This is a genomic window from Aquabacterium sp. TM01, assembly GCF_057808345.1.
Window position 1 is genome coordinate 2,206,996 of record NZ_AP046529.1, and the last position, 17,433, is coordinate 2,224,428.

At 64.0% G+C, this 17,433-nt stretch carries 17 protein-coding genes and 2 tRNA genes; 12 read left to right on the top strand and 7 right to left on the bottom strand.

Features of this window, described 5'->3' with window-relative positions:
* Window positions 1-99 precede the first annotated feature (99 nt).
* The 5 genes from bfr (at window position 100) to AC3WW4_RS10110 (ending at window position 3,814) form a co-directional block, all read left to right on the top strand.
* Window positions 100-579: a bacterioferritin gene (gene bfr, locus AC3WW4_RS10090; protein WP_428021323.1), complete on the top strand. Its 480-nt coding sequence runs from the start codon at window positions 100-102 to the stop codon at window positions 577-579.
* Between the two features lie 91 nt (window positions 580-670).
* A complete protein-coding gene (locus tag AC3WW4_RS10095) occupies window positions 671-892 on the top strand; it encodes a (2Fe-2S)-binding protein (RefSeq protein WP_488829725.1) in 222 nt (73 codons plus the stop codon).
* Between the two features lie 147 nt (window positions 893-1,039).
* Window positions 1,040-1,513, top strand: a complete 474-nt coding sequence (locus tag AC3WW4_RS10100) for a hypothetical protein (RefSeq protein ID WP_488828306.1) — start codon at window positions 1,040-1,042, stop codon at window positions 1,511-1,513.
* A gap of 75 nt (window positions 1,514-1,588) precedes the next feature.
* A complete protein-coding gene (locus tag AC3WW4_RS10105) occupies window positions 1,589-2,596 on the top strand; it encodes a D-2-hydroxyacid dehydrogenase family protein (protein WP_488828307.1) in 1,008 nt (335 codons plus the stop codon).
* Window positions 2,597-2,611: 15 nt separating this feature from the next.
* Window positions 2,612-3,814 (top strand): MFS transporter, encoded by a 1,203-nt coding sequence (locus tag AC3WW4_RS10110; RefSeq protein WP_488828308.1) that lies wholly within the window; start codon window positions 2,612-2,614, stop codon window positions 3,812-3,814.
* Between the two features lie 9 nt (window positions 3,815-3,823).
* Here AC3WW4_RS10110 and rlmB read toward each other — a convergent pair whose 3' ends face one another.
* Both rlmB and AC3WW4_RS10120 read right to left on the bottom strand, forming a co-directional pair.
* The gene (gene rlmB / locus AC3WW4_RS10115; RefSeq protein ID WP_320361667.1) at window positions 3,824-4,558 is read right to left on the bottom strand and encodes a 23S rRNA (guanosine(2251)-2'-O)-methyltransferase RlmB; all 735 of its coding nucleotides are present in this window, start codon (window positions 4,556-4,558) and stop codon (window positions 3,824-3,826) included.
* 9 nt (window positions 4,559-4,567) lie between these two features.
* Window positions 4,568-5,269, bottom strand: coding sequence for an ABC transporter ATP-binding protein (locus AC3WW4_RS10120; protein WP_488828309.1), 702 nt, complete (start codon window positions 5,267-5,269; stop codon window positions 4,568-4,570).
* A gap of 51 nt (window positions 5,270-5,320) precedes the next feature.
* Between AC3WW4_RS10120 and AC3WW4_RS10125 the strand changes: the two genes are divergently transcribed.
* Window positions 5,321-5,953, top strand: coding sequence for an arylesterase (locus AC3WW4_RS10125; protein ID WP_488829726.1), 633 nt, complete (start codon window positions 5,321-5,323; stop codon window positions 5,951-5,953).
* On the opposite strand, the gene phaR is transcribed toward AC3WW4_RS10125, so the two are convergent.
* The 5 genes from phaR to AC3WW4_RS10150 all read right to left on the bottom strand — a co-directional run bounded on the left by phaR (window position 5,924) and on the right by AC3WW4_RS10150 (window position 10,103).
* Window positions 5,924-6,508 (bottom strand): polyhydroxyalkanoate synthesis repressor PhaR, encoded by a 585-nt coding sequence (gene phaR / locus AC3WW4_RS10130; protein WP_488828310.1) that lies wholly within the window; start codon window positions 6,506-6,508, stop codon window positions 5,924-5,926. The genes AC3WW4_RS10125 and phaR overlap by 30 nt on opposite strands.
* A 163-nt stretch (window positions 6,509-6,671) precedes the next feature.
* Window positions 6,672-6,748 (bottom strand) — tRNA-Val (locus AC3WW4_RS10135).
* Between the two features lie 38 nt (window positions 6,749-6,786).
* Window positions 6,787-6,863, bottom strand: a tRNA-Val gene (locus AC3WW4_RS10140).
* A gap of 26 nt (window positions 6,864-6,889) precedes the next feature.
* Complete coding sequence (locus AC3WW4_RS10145) at window positions 6,890-9,160, bottom strand: RelA/SpoT family protein (protein ID WP_488828311.1); 2,271 nt, start codon at window positions 9,158-9,160, stop codon at window positions 6,890-6,892.
* Between the two features lies 1 nt (window position 9,161).
* Window positions 9,162-10,103: an alpha/beta fold hydrolase gene (locus AC3WW4_RS10150; RefSeq protein ID WP_488828313.1), complete on the bottom strand. Its 942-nt coding sequence runs from the start codon at window positions 10,101-10,103 to the stop codon at window positions 9,162-9,164.
* 69 nt (window positions 10,104-10,172) lie between these two features.
* Here AC3WW4_RS10150 and AC3WW4_RS10155 point away from each other — a divergent pair, with 69 nt between their 5' ends.
* The 6 genes from AC3WW4_RS10155 (at window position 10,173) to dnaJ (ending at window position 17,381) form a co-directional block, all read left to right on the top strand.
* Window positions 10,173-10,955: a 3-hydroxybutyrate dehydrogenase gene (locus tag AC3WW4_RS10155; RefSeq protein WP_488828315.1), complete on the top strand. Its 783-nt coding sequence runs from the start codon at window positions 10,173-10,175 to the stop codon at window positions 10,953-10,955.
* An 11-nt stretch (window positions 10,956-10,966) separates the two neighbouring features.
* Window positions 10,967-12,973: an FAD-dependent 5-carboxymethylaminomethyl-2-thiouridine(34) oxidoreductase MnmC1 gene (gene mnmC1 / locus AC3WW4_RS10160; RefSeq protein WP_488828316.1), complete on the top strand. Its 2,007-nt coding sequence runs from the start codon at window positions 10,967-10,969 to the stop codon at window positions 12,971-12,973.
* A 4-nt stretch (window positions 12,974-12,977) separates the two neighbouring features.
* The gene (locus tag AC3WW4_RS10165; RefSeq protein WP_488828317.1) at window positions 12,978-13,409 is read left to right on the top strand and encodes an RNA-binding S4 domain-containing protein; all 432 of its coding nucleotides are present in this window, start codon (window positions 12,978-12,980) and stop codon (window positions 13,407-13,409) included.
* 66 nt (window positions 13,410-13,475) lie between these two features.
* On the top strand, window positions 13,476-14,051 hold the full coding sequence (grpE, locus tag AC3WW4_RS10170; protein ID WP_488828318.1) for a nucleotide exchange factor GrpE: 576 nt from the start codon (window positions 13,476-13,478) through the stop codon (window positions 14,049-14,051).
* A gap of 136 nt (window positions 14,052-14,187) precedes the next feature.
* Window positions 14,188-16,122, top strand: coding sequence for a molecular chaperone DnaK (dnaK, locus tag AC3WW4_RS10175; RefSeq protein ID WP_488828319.1), 1,935 nt, complete (start codon window positions 14,188-14,190; stop codon window positions 16,120-16,122).
* A 116-nt stretch (window positions 16,123-16,238) separates the two neighbouring features.
* Window positions 16,239-17,381, top strand: a complete 1,143-nt coding sequence (gene dnaJ / locus AC3WW4_RS10180; RefSeq protein ID WP_488828321.1) for a molecular chaperone DnaJ — start codon at window positions 16,239-16,241, stop codon at window positions 17,379-17,381.
* Window positions 17,382-17,433: the final 52 nt, after the last annotated feature.

The window sequence follows — 17,433 nt, forward strand, 5'->3', positions numbered from 1 at the left end:
GAGTGCCGGGGGCGTGACAGCCCCCTCGCCGCCCATTGGCTCTGTCATCTGAGACACAATCTTGGCACCCTCCCCCACAGCTCACCAGAAAGGTTCACCATGAAGGGCGACCCCAAAGTCATCGAGTTCCTCAACGCTCAACTGAAGAATGAGCTGACAGCAACCAACCAGTACTTTCTGCATTACCGCATGCTGAAACACTGGGGCTTCGACAAACTGGCCAAGAAGGAATACGAAGAGTCGATCGGCGAAATGAAGCACGCCGACAAGCTCATGGAGCGCATTTTCACGCTGGACGGCCTGCCCAATTTGCAGGATCTGGGCAAGATCCTGATCGGTGAGGACGTCCCGGAGATCCTGTCGTGCGACCACAAGCTGGAGTCGTTTGCCCAAGGCACGGTCAAGGATGGCATCGCCTACTGTGAGTCGGTGCGCGACTACGTGTCTCGCGATCTGCTGCAGATGATCCTCGACGACACCGAGGAACACATCGACTTCCTGGAGACCCAGATGGAGTTGGTCGACAAGGTAGGACTGCAGAACTACCTGCAGTCGATGATGGGCGACGTGGCCGGTTGAACCCCTTGTCGTGATCAGGGTGACTCACAAATAAGTTGCATGCGAATCATTCCCATTTAGAATGGTCGCATCAACGCTGCCGAGTCACATCATGATCGTTTGTGTCTGCAACCGGATCTCCGACCGGGAAATCAAGCACCACGCCCAACAAGGCTGCATGTCATTTGATGACCTGCAAATGGACACGGGCGTGGCCACCTGCTGCGGCTGCTGTGAATCGTGTGCCCGCGAGGTGTTTCATGAGGCCCGCAGCAAGGTCCGCCGCGTCGATTTCGTCCGCATAGTGGAAACCGCCATGCCGATGCCTGCCTGAGCCCTCGTTTCTGGACAGTTTTACGGGCGTTGCGCCAACTAGTGCGCAGACCTGGGCCACAGCGGCCACCCCGCCTTGTCTCAACTCCGATAGCCTTAGGGTGACGCTGGAGAGCCCCTCTCTCTCGGCAGGAAGTAAGAGGACAAGATGGCGTTCTTTCTGTACCCCCATTCGCGTACGGCGACGCAAACCACGCAGACCGCTCAATCCATGAGCGTTGGCCCGGATCGGGCCGAGGTCGCCCCCCCATCCAGGTTCGCCGTTCAACCGCCGGCGATGTGGCGCTGGTTCGGCCAGGTGTGGCGCTGGGTGTGGGACTTGGAGGAGCCGGCGCCAAAACCCGCCCCCATTGGCGAAATCCGCAAGATTCGGGCGGCGTTTCATGCCGCCTTGATGGACATGCAGTCAGCCAAGGCCTACCAGGTGCGCTACCAGATCGAGGCATCGCGCTCCTTGCGCGAGTTGTGGCACCTGCGCGCCGATGTGTTCGAGATCGTGGCCGAGAACCGCGGCGAAGGCGAGGCCAAGAGCCGTGTCGCCGCACTGAACCATCACTTTCCGGAGGGCCCTGCTCGCAGCCCCCGTGAGTCGAACCGCTCGGCCAAAGTGACCACGTGGTAACGAACTTTTCATTGTGATCCGTGTTCGCAACGCCTCAAGCGTTGCAAAATGGGCAGCTGCATTGCACACGCCCCCATGAACATCATCATTCTGGACGACTACCAGGACGCCGTCCGCAAGCTTCCCTGCGCGTCCAAGCTGGACGGCCTCTCGGCCAAGGTTTTCACCAACACCGTCAAGGGCGTGGGCCAGTTGGCCGTGCGACTGCGCGACGCTGAAGCCCTGGTTCTGATTCGCGAACGCACGCACTTTCCCAAAGCCTTGCTGGAAAAGCTGCCCAAGTTGCGGCTGATCAGCCAGACCGGCCCCGTCGGCCCCCACATCGACCTGGACGCCTGCACCCGCCTGGGCATTGCCGTGGCCGAAACCCCGAGCGACCCGGTCTCCACCGCCGAGCTCACCTGGGCGCACATCATGTCGGCGATGCGCCGCCTGCCTCAGTACATCGGCAACCTCAAACATGGCGCGTGGCAGCAGTCCGGCCTGAAGGCGGCATCGATGCCGACCAACTTCAGCTTGGGCATGTCACTGAAAGGAAAGACGCTGGGGATCTGGGGCTATGGCCGTGTGGGCCGCTTGGTGGCCGGCTATGGCGAGGCCTTTGGCATGCACGTGACGGTGTGGGGCAGCAACGAGGCCCGCGCCCGCGCGGTGGCCGACGGCTACATCCCGGCACCCAGCCGCGAAGCTTTCTTTGCCGCCAGCGACGTGTTGAGTCTGCATTTGCGCCTGGGCGAAACCACCCAAGGGGTGATCACGGCGGAAGACCTGGGGCACATGAAGCCCACCGCCTTGCTGGTCAACACCGCGCGGGCCGAGCTGATTCAGGAAGGCGCCCTGGTGTCCGCCTTGAACCGGGGCCGCCCTGGCATGGCGGCGGTGGACGTGTTCGAGAGCGAGCCGATTTTGCAGGGACACCCCCTGCTGCGCCTGGAAAATGCCATCTGTACACCGCACATCGGTTTCGTTGAGCAAAGCAACTACGAACACCTCTTCAGTGCCGCGTTCGACAATCTGCTGAACTTCATGACGGGCCAGCCGACGAACATCGTCAACCCGGAAGCCCTGCGCGTTCCACACTGAAGCTGAGCTGTCGTAGTGGAACTGGAACGCGCCTTGCCCCGCAAGGCCATGAGCCGAGCCTTGTGGGCTTTGCTGTTTGGCAACTTCATCATCGGCTGTGGCGTGATGGCCATTGGCGGTGTGCTCAATGACCTCACGCGCGACCTGAACATCACGGTCAGCAAAGGCGGGCAGCTGATTGCCATTGGCGCCGTGATGATGGGCGTGGGCGCGCCTTTGCTGGCCGGCGCCGTCACGAAAGTCGATCGACGTCGCCTGCTCAGCTGGGCCATGGCCTGGTATGCGCTGGGCTTTGCGCTGTGCGCTGTGGCGCCCTCGTATGAGTGGCTGTGGCCGATTCGTGCGCTCACGGTCTTGTCGGCGGCGGTGTTCACGCCTCAGGCTGCGGCCGTGATGGGCTTCATGAGCACCCCGGCGCACCGGGGTCGGCACATCACCTTCGTGTTCATGGGCTGGTCCGTGGCCTCGGTGGCGGGCATGCCGCTGGCGGCCTGGATTGGTGAGCGCGTGGGATGGCGCGTGGTGATGATGATCGTGGCAGTGGGGGCGCTGGCGGCGGCCTGGATGGTGCACCGCGCGCTGCCCAAGGGCATTCGCCCCCCTGCCCTGTCATGGCGTGCGTGGCGCAAGGTGTTCAAGTCGCCCTTGCTGATGGCCGTGGTGCTGGTCACCGCCACCCAAAGCGCCGGACAGTTCACGGTGCTGGCCTACGCCGCCCCATATTACAAGCACGACTTTGGCGCCAGCCCGGAGCAGATCAGCTTGCTGTTTGCCTGGTTTGGCGCCCTGGCGCTGGCGGGCAACCTGGTGTTAAACCGCACGGTCGACCGCATGGGTGCCGCCCCGGCCGTGACGCTGACGCTGGGCATGATGGCCTTGAGCCTGCTCATCTGGCCTCTGGCCACCACCCTGCTCGGGCTAGCGCTGGTGATGCTGCCCTGGGCCTTGAGCGGGTTCGCCACCAACTCGGGCCAGCAGGCCCGCCTGGGTGGCCTGTCACCGCGACTGGCCCCGGCCCTGATGGCACTGAACACCTCGGCCATCTACCTGGGGCATGCCGTGGGCGCCTCGGGCGGTGGGTGGGTGCTGACCCACCAGGGCTACAGCCAGCTGCACTGGCTGGGCCTGGCCTGGATGCTGGGGGCCTGGGCCTTGAGCGCCTGGGCTCAGCGCGCACAACGTCGCCGTGACGTGGCGCGCTTTCGCGCCCCGGAGTAAGCCAGGTTCTCAGCCCAGACGCTGGCGGCGCGCTTCGTAGAGGCAAACGCCACTGGCGACCGACACATTGAGGCTGTCGACCGAGCCCATCATCGGGATGCTGACCAGCGCGTCACAGTTCTTGCGGGTGAGCTGACGCATGCCCTCACCTTCGGCGCCCAACACCAAGGCGGTCGGACCACGCAGGTCGGTCTGGTACAGGCTAGCCGGTGCGTCGTCGGACGTACCGATGATCCAGATGTCGCGCTCTTTGAGTTCGGCCAGCGTCCGCGCCAGGTTGGTCACCATGAAGTAGGGCACGGTCTCGGCCGCACCGCTGGCCACCTTGGCCACCGTGGCATTGATACCCACAGCGTGGTCTTTGGGGGCAATCACGGCATGAACGCCCGCGCCATCGGCCACACGCAGGCAAGCGCCCAGGTTGTGCGGATCGGTGATGCCATCGAGCACCAACAAGAGTGCTGGCTCGGTCAAGCCGTCAAGCAGGTCGTCCAGGGAATTGCTCTGCTGAATCACTTCCACGCGGGCCACCACGCCTTGGTGGCGATGGGTGCCGCACATCTTTTGCAGCTTGTCGTCGTCGCTTTCGATGACCTTCAGGCCCGCTTCTTCGACCTTGGCGAGGAACTGCTTCATGCGCTGGTCGCGACGGGTCGCGTCAACGTGCAATTCACGGATGGATTTGGGCGCCACTTTGAGGCGCACGGTCACGGCATGGAAGCCAAATAGCAGTTTCAGACTCATGCCGGCATCCTAACCGCTCAGGCGGCCCGCGCTGATGCGAATGCGCTGCTGGCAGCGCTCGGCAATCTGGTTGTCGTGGGTCACGAGGATCAGGGTGGTACCCGACTCGCTGTTGAGCGCGAACATCAGGTCCATGATGGCCTGACCGGTGGCGTGGTCGAGGCTGCCGGTGGGCTCGTCGGCCATGAGGATGTCGGGCTGCATCACGAAGGCGCGCGCCAGGGCGACGCGCTGCTGTTCGCCGCCCGACAGAATCGCTGGCTTGTGCTGCAGGCGCTCCCCCAGGCCGACACGCTGGAGCATGGCGATGGCCTTGCTGCGCGCTTGCCGGTCACCGCGTAACTCCAATGGCAGCATGACGTTTTCGAGTGCCGTCAGGTGACCGATGAGCTGAAAGCTCTGAAACACGAAGCCCACATGCCGCGCGCGGTGCGCAGCACGCTGGTCTTCATTGAGCTCAAAAAGCGATTGCCCCGACAGCCAGACCTGCCCAGTGCTGGGCACATCCAGGCCCGCCAACAGGGACAGCAAGGTGCTCTTGCCCGAACCCGACGCCCCCACGATGGCCAGGGAAGCCCCACGCGGCACATCGAGGTCGATGTTGTGCAAAATGGTCAAAGGCCCGGAGGAGTCCTGAACGGTCTTGCTCAACGCACGCACCCGAATGGCCAAGGCGGCTTCCGGGGTCGGACGGGGTGTGGTGTCTGTCATGAAGGAAAGGTCGTAGCTGGAATGCGGTTCAACTGTAAGCGACGGATGCTGATGCTCGCCGGCCTGGGGCCATGGCTGGGCGCAGTCCAGGCTGCTGGGGCAGAGCCGCCGCCCGCCATCCTGATCCTGGGTGACAGCCTGTCAGCCGAGTATGGCCTGCAACGGGGCAGCGGCTGGGTGGCTCTGTTGACGCAGCGCCTTCAGCGCGAGCGCATCGCCGCGCAGGTGGTCAATGCCAGCATCAGCGGCGAAACCACATCGGGCGGCCGCGCGCGGTTGCCGGCCTTGCTGCAACGGCATCGACCGCGCTTTGTGGTGATCGAACTGGGCGCCAACGATGCGCTGCGCGGGCTGCCCTCGCGCAGCAGCCACGAGAACCTGAGCGCCATGGTGGCAGCGGCGCAGGCCCAAGGGGCTCAGGTGGTGTTGGTGGGCATGCAGATGCCACCGAACTATGGCAAACGCTATGCGGGTGATTTTGCGCGCCTGTTCCAGGACGTGGCGAAGGCCCAGCGCTGCGCCTTGGTGCCCTTTTTCCTGCGGGGCGTGGCCGATCGGGCCGATGCGCGCGACTGGTTCCAGCACGACGGCATCCACCCACTGGAGAAGGCGCACCCCATCATGCTGGACAACGTCTGGGGTGCCTTGAAGCCTTTACTTCTTGGGCGTCAGGCCCGCACCTAGGTTGCCGATCAGAGATTCGGCCTGTTTGCCCATCTGCTCCTGCATCTGGGTGAACATCTGGCGCGATTGCTCGATGTAACCGCCCATGAAGGTCTGCATCAGCGGGTTCTGCAGGCTTTTGACCGAGTTTTCGGTGAGACGGGACTGCAGGTCGATGAAGGACTGGATGTTCTTTTCGAGGTAGTTGCCCATCAGGCCCTGCATGGTGTTGCCATACAGGCGAATGATCTGAGCCAGCGCCTGGGTCGAGAACATCGGCATGCCGGCCGACTCCTCTTCCAGAATGATCTGAAGCAGGATGCTGCGCGTGAGGTCTTCCCCGGTCTTGGCATCCAAGATGACAAACTGCTCGCAACCCATCACCATTTCTTTCACGTCGGACAGCGTGATGTAGCTGCTGGTCTGGGTGTCGTACAGGCGGCGGTTGGGGTACTTCTTGATGGTGCGCACGCCTGGTGCGGAGTCTTCGGAAGCGCTCGCCGAATTCTCGACCGCCTCAGTGGGCTGCGGTGATGGCTGTGATTCGGTTCGTTTTTGTTTGGGGGCTGCACTCATGTCCGACTCCTGTTGGATCGACCCATTGTAGGAGCACATGGCGGCCCAGACAGGGCACGGAGCATGAGCACCCCAATCAGCGCGCGAAGCGACGGCCAGGGTGCGCAAAAATGAACAAAGCCGGCGCATCAAAAGACAGGCCGGCTTTGAGATCTACCAAATTTGGTAGGCGCGATTGGATTCGAACCAACGACCCCCACCATGTCAAGGTGGTGCTCTAACCAACTGAGCTACGCGCCTGAAGTCGTTTGCTGTTTGCTGGGCCACGCTGGAAAGCGTGGTAGGCGCGATTGGATTCGAACCAACGACCCCCACCATGTCAAGGTGGTGCTCTAACCAACTGAGCTACGCGCCTGCAAATGCAAGACCGCCACTATAGCATCATTTCCTTCGTGCCCGCAAAACTCCGCTGATTTGCAACACCTTGGCCAGCAGCGCCTGTAGTTTGGAGGAATCCGAGGTTTGCACGGTCAGCGTGATGGTGACCTTGTCGCGCACCGCCTGGCTGTGCATGGACACCACATGGCTCTTGCCCTGGGCCAGCACGTCGCAAACGTCGCGCAGCAGGCCGGAGCGGTCATGGGCTTCAATGAGCACATCGACAGCGTAGTGCGCGGACTCGGCCATGGCCTGACGCCCCCAGGCGACCGGGATGACACGCTCGGGGCTCTTGGCCGACATCTGGCGGAAGTTCACGCAGTCAAGTCGGTGCACTGCCACGCCCTTGCCGCGTGTGACATAGCCCCCGATCGGATCGGGCGGCGCCGGTTTGCAGCAGCGCGCCAGTTGGGTCAGCAGCGAGTCCATGCCCACCACCAGCACGCCTTTGCCCTCACCACCCAGGTGACGGGTGTCGCTGCGGGCGAGCTTTTGGGCGATCAACTCGTCCGGATCCTGCTCGGGCACGGCCGGGCGCAGGTACTGCTCGATGTTGCGCAGCGAGTACTCGTCCTTGCCGATCACATCGAACAGGGCTTCGGCATTGCGAAAGCCCAGGTTGCTGGCCAGGTCCTCCAGCTTGATGGCGGTTTTGCCTTCGCGTTGCAGCAGCTTTTCCACAGCCTCGCGCCCGCGAGAGATGGTGGCCTGCTGTGCCAGGGCGTTGAACCAGGCACGCACTTTGGCCCGAGCCCGGGGGCTGCGCAGATAGCCGAGCTCGGCATTGAGCCAGTCCAGGGAGGGGCCACCTTCTTTGACGGACACGATCTCGACCGTTTGCCCACTTTGCAAGGGCGTGTTGAGCGGCACCATGGCGCCGTCCACCCGGGCACCGCGGCAGCGATGGCCCAGGTTGGTGTGCAGGGTGTAGGCGAAATCGATGGGCGAAGCGCCAGCCGGCAGGTCGATGATTTCGCCGCCGGGCGTGAACACGTAAATGCGGTCGTCAAACAGCCCTCGGTTGGCCTCGCCCGCCACGGCATCGTCGGCCGCAGCCAGGTCGCGCTCCCAGGCCAGCAATTGCCTGAGCACTGTTTTGCGGGCCTCGGCCACCCGGCTTTCGAAGTCGCCCGCAGCCTGCACGCCCGCGTAGCCCTTGGTTCCGGCTTCCTTGTACGCCCAGTGGGCGGCCACCCCGCTCTCGGCATGCTCGTGCATGGGCTGGGTGCGGATCTGGATTTCGATAGAGCGCCCCAGTTCGTCCCGCACGACGGTGTGCAGAGACTGGTAGCCGTTGGGCTTGGGCTTGGCAATGTAGTCGGAGAACTCTTCGGGCATGGGCTGCCAGAGTTCGTGCACGCGGCTCAGGGCCGCATAGCAGGCCGGCACATCGTCCACGATCACCCGCAGAGCCCTCACGTCGAACACCTTGTCCAGGGTCAACTGCTTGCCCTTCATCTTTTTCCAGATGCTGTAGAGGTGTTTGGGGCGCCCTTGAACCTGAGCCGACAAGCCGACGTCGCTCAGCGCCTGCGCCAGTTGTTGACGGACGCGCTCGATGTGGAGTTCGCGCTCCAGGCGCTTCTCGTCCAGGCCTTTGGCGATGGAGCGGTACACGTCGGGTTGCAGAAAACGGAAGGACAGGTCCTCCAACTCCCATTTGATCTGCCAGATGCCCAGGCGGTTGGCCAGCGGCGCGAACACCTGCATGGATTCGCGGGCGAGCGAACGGGGGCATGGCTGCTTGCTTTCGGCGTAGTAGCGCAGCGTCTGCAGGCGCGAGGCCAGACGCAGGAGCACCACACGGAGGTCGCGCGAGAAGGCCAGCAGCATCTTGCGGATGCGCTCGATCTGCTCGGCCGCCAGCGGCCCCTCGGCGTCGTCACCCAGGGTGTCGCGGGTGCTGCGCTGCACCTGCACCAGTTTGCGCGTGTAGGCCACCAGCGCCGCCTCGTCGGCCCCAAAGGCACGGCCGATGATCTCTTCGGGCTGGGTGAGGTACTGGCTGGCGTAGACGAGGTAGGCCACGGCCCGCAAGGAAGGGGGCGCGCCGATGCCATGGAGGATGAGGCTGACCCCATCGGCATGGGCCAGCGCCTCTTCCCCGGTTTCGAAACGCTCGGTCAGCAGCAGCGGCTCGGCAAAGGCACGAGCCTTGGCCAAGAGCGCAGCCGACTCCGCGTGGCCCGGCGCCATGTCCACCAGATCCACGATGGGGGCGTGCCCCATGGCGTCGGGTGTCAGCGGCGTCGGATTGAGCAGTCCAGTCTTCATTTCATGCCAACAGAAAATCCTCAACAGCGGCGACTTGATCAGGGGCGATCAAGGTGGGCGCGTGGCCCACGCCCGGAAACTCGACCAAACGGGCTTTCGGGCCACGCTGAGTCATGTCGTGGGCGGTCTCGGGGTCGAGCAGATCGGAGTCCCGGCCACGCAGCAGCAGCACTTCGCAACGCAGTGCATCGTAAATCTGCCACAAGGCGGCTTCACCACTGGCCGTGCTGTCTGCCGACACGGCGCGGAAAGGCTCGGCAATGGCGGGGTCGTAGTGCAGGACCAGACCCTGGCCATCCGGGGCCGGGCGCAGCAAGGGGCGCGACAGCTCCAGCCATTGCTGGGGCGTATGCGGACCAAATCCCGGGGAAATGCTCCAGAGGTAGTCGGCCGCTTCCTGCTCGGTGCTGAAACGGCGCGGCACACCCAGGTACTCGCCAATGCGCACCAGCGCGTCGTGGTGCAGGCGCGGGCCCACATCGTTGAGCACGAACTTGCGCAGGCGGGCGCCCGAGGCCTCGGGCGGCAAAGTGGACAGGGCCAGACCGATGAGGCCGCCCATTGAGGTGCCAACCCAGTCGATCTCCAGTGGCTCAGCAGCCTGGCGTTGCGCGCGCAGGTGTTGCAACAGCGCCACCATGTCGGCCACATAGCCGAACACCTGGTAGCCCTTGGGGTCGGCCAGCCGGTCGGACTCACCGCGCCCGACCACATCGGGGCAAATGACGTAGTAGTGGGCGCTGAGGCGGCGCGCCAGAGTGTCGAAGTCGCGGCCCTGGCGGCTCAGGCCGTGCACGCAGACGAGGATGCGCTCGTTGGTCGGATCGCCCCAGGCCCAATAGGCCATGCGATGGGTGGCAGCGTCGGTCTGGCTGGCGCCTGGGCACGTGACGTGGTGCAGAACCGGCTGCACCGGGTCAAAAGAGGGAGGGATGCTGCTCATATTGGCAATACGACATCAGATAATGGGCCACTGCACATTGTGTTTCTTCTTGCCGACAGGAGGCCCGAGATGTTGAAAGGAAAGACTGCCCTGGTGACTGGTTCCACCAGTGGAATCGGCCTGGGGATCGCCGAAAAGCTGGCCGCTCAAGGCGCCAACGTCATTCTGAACGGATTTGGCGAGGTCGACGCGCCCAAGGCCGCTGTCGCGGCCGCGGGACAAGCTTCTGGCATCAAGGTGGGCTATCACGGCGCCGACATGTCCAAGCCCGCCGAGATCGAGGCCCTGATGGCCTATGCGCAAGCCGAGTTTGGCGGGGTCGACATCCTGGTGAACAACGCGGGCATCCAGCACGTGGCCCAGATCGAAGATTTTCCCGTCGAGAAGTGGGACGCCGTCATCGCCATCAACCTGAGCTCGGCCTTCCACACCATGCGCCTGGCTGTGCCGGGCATGCGCGCGAAGAACTGGGGCCGCATCATCAACCTGGCGTCGGCCCATGGCCTGGTGGCGTCGGCCGGCAAGTCGGCTTATGTGGCAGCCAAGCATGGTCTGGTCGGCCTGACCAAATCCGTGGCGCTGGAGACGGCCACCACGGGCGTCACGGTCAATGCGATTTGCCCAGGCTGGGTGCTGACCCCGCTGGTGCAAAAGCAGATTGATGCCAAGGCATCACAAGGCGCCATTTCGGTTGAGCAGGCTCAAAAAGACCTGCTGGGCGAAAAGCAACCATCCTTGCAGTTCGTCACGCCGGCCCAACTGGGCGACCTCGCAGTGTTCCTGTGCTCTCCGGGTGCGGACAATGTGCGTGGCGCGGCCTGGAACGTCGACGGCGGGTGGCTGGCTCAGTAAGCATGTCGGTGATGCCTGCCGCTCTGGAGGGGCGCCCCTCGGGCAAGGCCTCGGAGGCACCCTCGTCTCCCGTACAAGACGATCTTGACCGCCTGCCGATGCGCTGGCGGGGGCGAACGCGGTTTGTCGTTCTGGAAACCGGTTTTGGCTTGGGCAAACGCTTCCTGGCGACCTGGAGCGCCTGGCGCGCCGATGTTCAGCGCTGCGACCGATTGGTGTTCATCGCCATCGAGAACCAGCCGCTCACCACCCAGGCTCTGGGCGAGGCGCATGGCCTGAACCAAGCGGCTGCGCCATCGCTGCCTGAGCCGACCTTGGCACGGCGCCTGGTGGACGCTTGGCCCACCCTGACGCCCGGCCTCCACACGCTGAACTTCGACGAGCCCTTGGGCCCGCGAGGTGCCCTTCAAGGGGTGACGCTGATGCTTGGCCTGGGAGAGGTGGCCGACCTCTTGCCCACCCTGATGGCAGAGGTGGACGCGTTTTACCTGGATACCCTGGCGCCTGCCAAGGGCTCGGAGACGGTGCCGCCCAAGTGGCTGTCGCGCCTCAACCGATTGGCGGCGCCGCAGGCGACGGCCATCACGGGCTCGTCGGCGAGTGGGGTGCAAGACAGCCTGACCCAGGCGGGCTTTCGGGTCGAGCCCCTGCCTGACGCTGACGGCCCGATGCCCGTCACGCGGGCCACTTATGCGCCTCGCCACACCCCGGCGCCGCAAGCTGGGGGACTGTGGGCGCCTGCGCCTCCCGCAGACCGCCATGCGATCGTGGTGGGTGCGGGCCTGGCGGGCTGCTCGGCTGCTTGGGCGCTGTGCCGCGAGGGATGGCGCGTCACCCTGATCGACCAGCATGATGGCCCGGCCCAGGCAGGCTCGGGCAACCCTGGGGGCTTGTTTCACAGCGTGCTGCATGGTGACGATGGCATCCACGCGCGCGCGCACCGCGCCGCCGCCCTCGCCACGTGGCGACAGGTGCAGCCCTGGATTGCGGCCGGCGAGCTGGCGGGCCAATGTGAAGGCCTGCTGCGCCTGGACGGCAAGACGCTCAGCGCCGATGCCCAAGCCCTGCTGGCCCGCCTGGGCCTGCCCAAAGATCATGTGCAGTGGCTCGACGTGGACGCTGCCCGCGCGATCGCGGGGGTGCCCGTGCCCAGTGGCGGCTGGCTGTATCAGCAAGGCGGCTGGCTGCACCCGGCCGGCTATGCGGCCCGCCTGCTGCAAGACGCCCAGGCATGGCGCGACCATGAACAGGAAGCCTTGTTGACCTGCCTGTGGCGACACACGATAGCGCGCATCGTGCCCACGGAGCATGGCTGGGAAATTCACGACAGCCTGGGCCACTGCATTGCCCAGGCGCCCAGCCTCGTGCTGGCCAATGCCCACCAAGCCCAGACCTTGTTGACCACCCTGCCTCACGACCGCGCCGTGGCGCCTTTGCCCTTGTCGCGCGTGCGTGGCCAGATCTCGGCCTGGCCCGGCCTTGACGGGCAGCGCCCTGCTGTCAGTCTGCCTCGTTTGCCGGTGGCTGGCAGCGGCTATGTGCTGCCTTTGCGCGATGACTGCCTGCTGTTTGGGGCCACCACGCAGCACCACGATGAGGACCCCGCCGTGCGCGAGGCCGACCATCGCCACAACCTGAAGCAGGCGGCCCGGCTGGGCACCTGCCCGGACCACCCTGCCGACGCCCCCTTGCCCGCGGCCCTGCAAGGCCGCACGGGCTGGCGGGCCACCACGCCCGACCGCTTGCCCCTGATCGGCGCCCTGCCCTGGTCCGACAACCGCTTGACACAGGCCCCGGCCAGAACAAGACTGGACCAAGTGCGCCTGATCCCCCGCGAGCGCACCGAACGCGGCGGCCTGTACTTGGCGTCAGGACTGGGATCCCGGGGCATCACCTGGACCGCCCTGGCAGGTGCCCTGCTGGCCCATTGGGTGACTGGCAGCCCCTGCCCCATCGAGAGCGATCTGCGCGACGCCCTGGATCCGGCCCGTTTCCTGTCTCGCGCACACCGACATTGACCCCATGTCCACCGAAGATCGCCCCCTGCCCGGCTTGACCGACCGCCTGCGTCTGGACAAATGGCTCTGGGCCGCCCGCTTCTACAAAACCCGCGGCCTGGCCGCCGATGACATCGACAAAGGCCGCATCCAGGTCAATGAGCAGGTGGCGAAGGCCTCTCGAGAGCTCAAGGCCGGCGACCGCGTCGACATTCGGCAAGGCCCGATGACGCGGACCGTGATGGTGAAGGCCCTGAGCACCGTGCGAGGCCCGGCCCCCCAGGCTCAGCAGTTGTACGAAGAGACGGCGGACAGTATCCTGCGACGCACTCAGCTCGCAGAGACGCGGCGCCTGGGCGCCGAGCCCGCCGACAGCCTCGAACAAGGACGTCCCACCAAGCGAGACCGCCGCCAACTGGTGGACTGGCAACGCTGGTCCGCCAGCGCCGACGAGTGAGCCGCGCCCACGCTGGGTAAATATTTTTGGCGCAGGCCCTTGAAGCCTGCCAACCCACCCTGATGTATGCAGGGTTTTCGCAATCAACACACCGAATCAGAGATGAGCGACACGAGCAACACGCCCGACCAGGCGGCCACCCCCGCACCCGAAATCGAAGCCCTGCCAAACGAGTCGGTGGCTCAGGACATGACGGAGTTGCTGGCCAAGCATGCCGAAGTGTCTGACGCGTACCTGCGCGCCAAGGCCGAGGCCGAAAACATCCGTCGCCGTGCCGAGGATGAAGTCGCCAAGGCACGCAAGTTTGCGGTGGAATCGTTCGCGGACAGCATGCTGCCCGTGCGCGACAGCCTGGAAGCGGCCCTGGCCTCCCACGCTGCCAAGCCGGACACCCCGATCGAAACCGTGCTGGAAGGTGTTCAGATCACCCTGCGTCAGTTGACGTCGGCGCTGGAGCGCAACAAAGTGCTGGAAATCAACCCGCCCGCTGGCGAGAAGTTCGACCCCAACTTGCATCAGGCCATCAGCATGGTGCCTGCCGAGCAGGACGCCAACACCGTCGTAGGCGTGCTGCAAAAGGGCTACTCCATCGCCGACCGCATCTTGCGCCCGGCCCTGGTGACCGTTGCGGCACCCAAATAAACCGAATCGCGACACCGTCATGCAAGACCACCGGATTTTTTGATTTCGGCCCTTGAAAACCAGACGGTCGAGCACAGATACACAAGCAATCGGAAGCAGATCGCTTCCTCCACAAATTCTCTTGGAGCTATCAATCATGGGCAAGATCATCGGCATCGACCTGGGCACCACCAACTCGTGCGTTTCCATCATGGAAGGCAACACCACCAAGGTGATCGAGAACAGTGAAGGCGCCCGCACCACCCCGTCGATCATCGCGTACCAGGAAGACGGCGAGATCCTGGTGGGTGCCTCGGCCAAGCGCCAGGCCGTGACCAACCCCCGCAACACGGTGTACGCCGTCAAGCGCCTGATCGGTCGCAAGTTCACTGAAAAAGAAGTGCAGAAGGACATCGACCTGATGCCCTACACCATCGCGGCCGCCGACAACGGCGACGCCTGGGTGGAAATCCGCGGCAAGAAGCTGGCTCCCCAGCAGGTGTCCGCTGAAATCCTGCGCAAGATGAAGAAGACCGCCGAAGACTACCTGGGTGAAGAAGTCACCGAGGCCGTCATCACCGTGCCCGCTTACTTCAACGACGCACAACGCCAAGCCACCAAGGACGCGGGCCGCATCGCCGGTCTGGACGTCAAGCGCATCATCAACGAGCCCACCGCTGCTGCGCTGGCCTTCGGCCTGGACAAGACCGGCAAGGGTGACCGCAAGATTGCGGTGTATGACCTGGGTGGCGGCACGTTCGACGTGTCCATCATCGAAATCGCAGACGTGGACGGCGAAAAGCAGTTCGAAGTGCTGTCGACCAACGGCGACACTTTCCTGGGCGGCGAAGACTTCGACCAGCGCATCATCGACTACATCATTGGCGAGTTCAAGAAGGACTCCGGCGTGGACCTGACCAAGGACGTGCTGGCCCTGCAGCGCCTGAAGGAAGCCGCTGAAAAGGCCAAGATTGAGCTGTCGAACTCCGCTCAAACCGACGTCAACCTGCCCTACATCACCGCTGACGCGACCGGCCCGAAGCACCTGAACGTCAAGCTGACCCGCGCCAAGCTGGAGTCGCTGGTGGACGAGCTGATCGAGCGCACGATTGCCCCTTGCCGCACCGCCATCAAGGACGCTGGCGTGGCCGTGGGTGACATCGACGACGTGATCTTGGTCGGCGGCATGACCCGCATGCCCAAGGTGCAGGAGAAGGTCAAGGAATTCTTCGGCAAGGAACCCCGCAAGGACGTGAACCCTGACGAAGCCGTGGCCGTGGGCGCTGCCGTGCAAGGTCAGGTGCTGGCCGGTGACCGCACCGACGTGCTGCTGCTGGACGTGACCCCGCTGTCCCTGGGTATCGAGACCATGGGCGGTGTCATGACCAAGATGATCTCCAAGAACACCACGATCCCGACGAAATTCGCTCAGACCTTTTCGACCGCCGACGACAACCAGCCGGCCGTGACCATCAAAGTGTTCCAGGGCGAGCGTGAAATCGCCGCCGGCAACAAGATGCTGGGTGAGTTCAACCTCGAAGGCATCCCGCCCGCACCGCGTGGCGTGCCCCAGATCGAAGTGGGCTTTGACATCGACGCCAACGGCATCCTGCACGTGAGCGCCAAAGACAAGGGTACCGGCAAGGAAAACAAGATCACTATCAAGGCCAACTCGGGTCTGTCGGAAGACGAAATCCAGAAGATGGTGAAGGACGCCGAGCTGAACGCCGCCGAGGACAAGAAGAAGCTGGAACTGGTGCAAGCCAAGAACCAGGGTGACGGCATGGTCCACAGCGTGCGCAAGTCCCTGACCGAGTATGGCGACAAGCTGGAAGCGGAAGAGAAGGAAAAGATCGAAGCTGCGATCAAGGACGTTGAAGAGGCCCTCAAGGGCGACGACAAGGACGACATCGAGGCCAAGACCAACACCCTGATGACCGCTTCGCAGAAGCTGGGCGAGAAGATGTACGCTGACATGCAGGCAGCCCAGGGCGCTGCGGGCGCCGAAGGTGCCGCTGCTGCTGGCGAACAGGCCAAGCCCGCTGACGACAACGTGGTCGACGCCGAGTTCAAGGAAGTCAAGAAGGACTGATCGGAGTCTGACTCACGCCGACAGGGCACAGGCCGTGTGAGCACTTCGCTCACGCCCTGTGCCTTTGTCGAATCCAGCTCCGATCAGCGAACCCCTTCGCTCAGCCTCACGAGATCATGGCAAAACGCGATTTTTACGAAATCCTCGGTGTCGCCAAAGGCGCATCCGACGATGACATCAAGAAGGCCTACCGCAAGCTGGCCATGAAGTTCCACCCTGACCGCAATCAGGGCGACAAGGCCAAGGAAGCCGAAGAGAAGTTCAAGGAGGTCAAAGAGGCCTACGAGATGCTCTCCGACCCCAAAAAGCGCGCCGCGTACGACCAGTATGGTCACGCGGGCGTGGACCCGAACATGGGTGGCGGTGCGGGCGGTGGTTTCGGGGGCGGTGGCGGTTTTGCCGACGCCTTCGGCGACATCTTTGGCGATATCTTTGGCCAGGGCGGCGGTGGCCGCCGTGGTGGTGGTCCTCAGGTCTACCGTGGCAGCGACTTGTCCTACGCGATGGAGATCACGCTGGAGGAAGCCGCCGCCGGCAAGGACACGCAGATCCGCATCCCCTCGTGGGACGAGTGCGAGGTTTGTCACGGCAGTGGTGCCAAGCCCGGTACCAGCGCCAAGACCTGCCCGACCTGCAATGGCTCGGGCACCGTCCACATGCGCCAGGGTTTCTTCAGCGTGCAGCAAAGCTGTCCGCACTGCCAGGGCACCGGCAAGATCATTCCCGAGCCCTGCACCTCGTGCCACGGGCAAGGCAAGGTCAAGAAGACCAAGACGCTGGAAGTCAAGATCCCGGCCGGCATCAACGAGGGCATGCGCATCCGCTCGGCCGGCAACGGTGAGCCTGGCACCAATGGCGGCCCTGCAGGCGATCTGTACATCGAGATCCGCATCAAGCAGCACGAGATTTTCGAGCGCGATGGGGACGACCTGCACTGCAATGTGCCCGTGCCGCTGACCTCGGCGGCGCTGGGTGGCAGCATTGAAGTACCGACCCTGGGTGGCAAGGCGGAGATCGACATTCCCGAAGGTACCCAACACGGCAAGACCTTCCGCTTGCGTGGTAAGGGCATCAAGGGGATTCGCTCCAGTTACCCGGGTGATCTGTACTGCCACATCGTGGTCGAGACGCCCGTCAAGCTCACCGAGCACCAGCGCAAGCTGCTCAAGGAGCTGGACGAGTCCTTCCGCAAGGGGGGGGAAAAGCACTCACCCACGTCCAAAAGCTGGACGGATCGTGTGAAGAACATCTTTAAGTAAGCGACTTACATCACACGAAAACCATCAAGCGCCCTACGGGGCGCTTTTATTT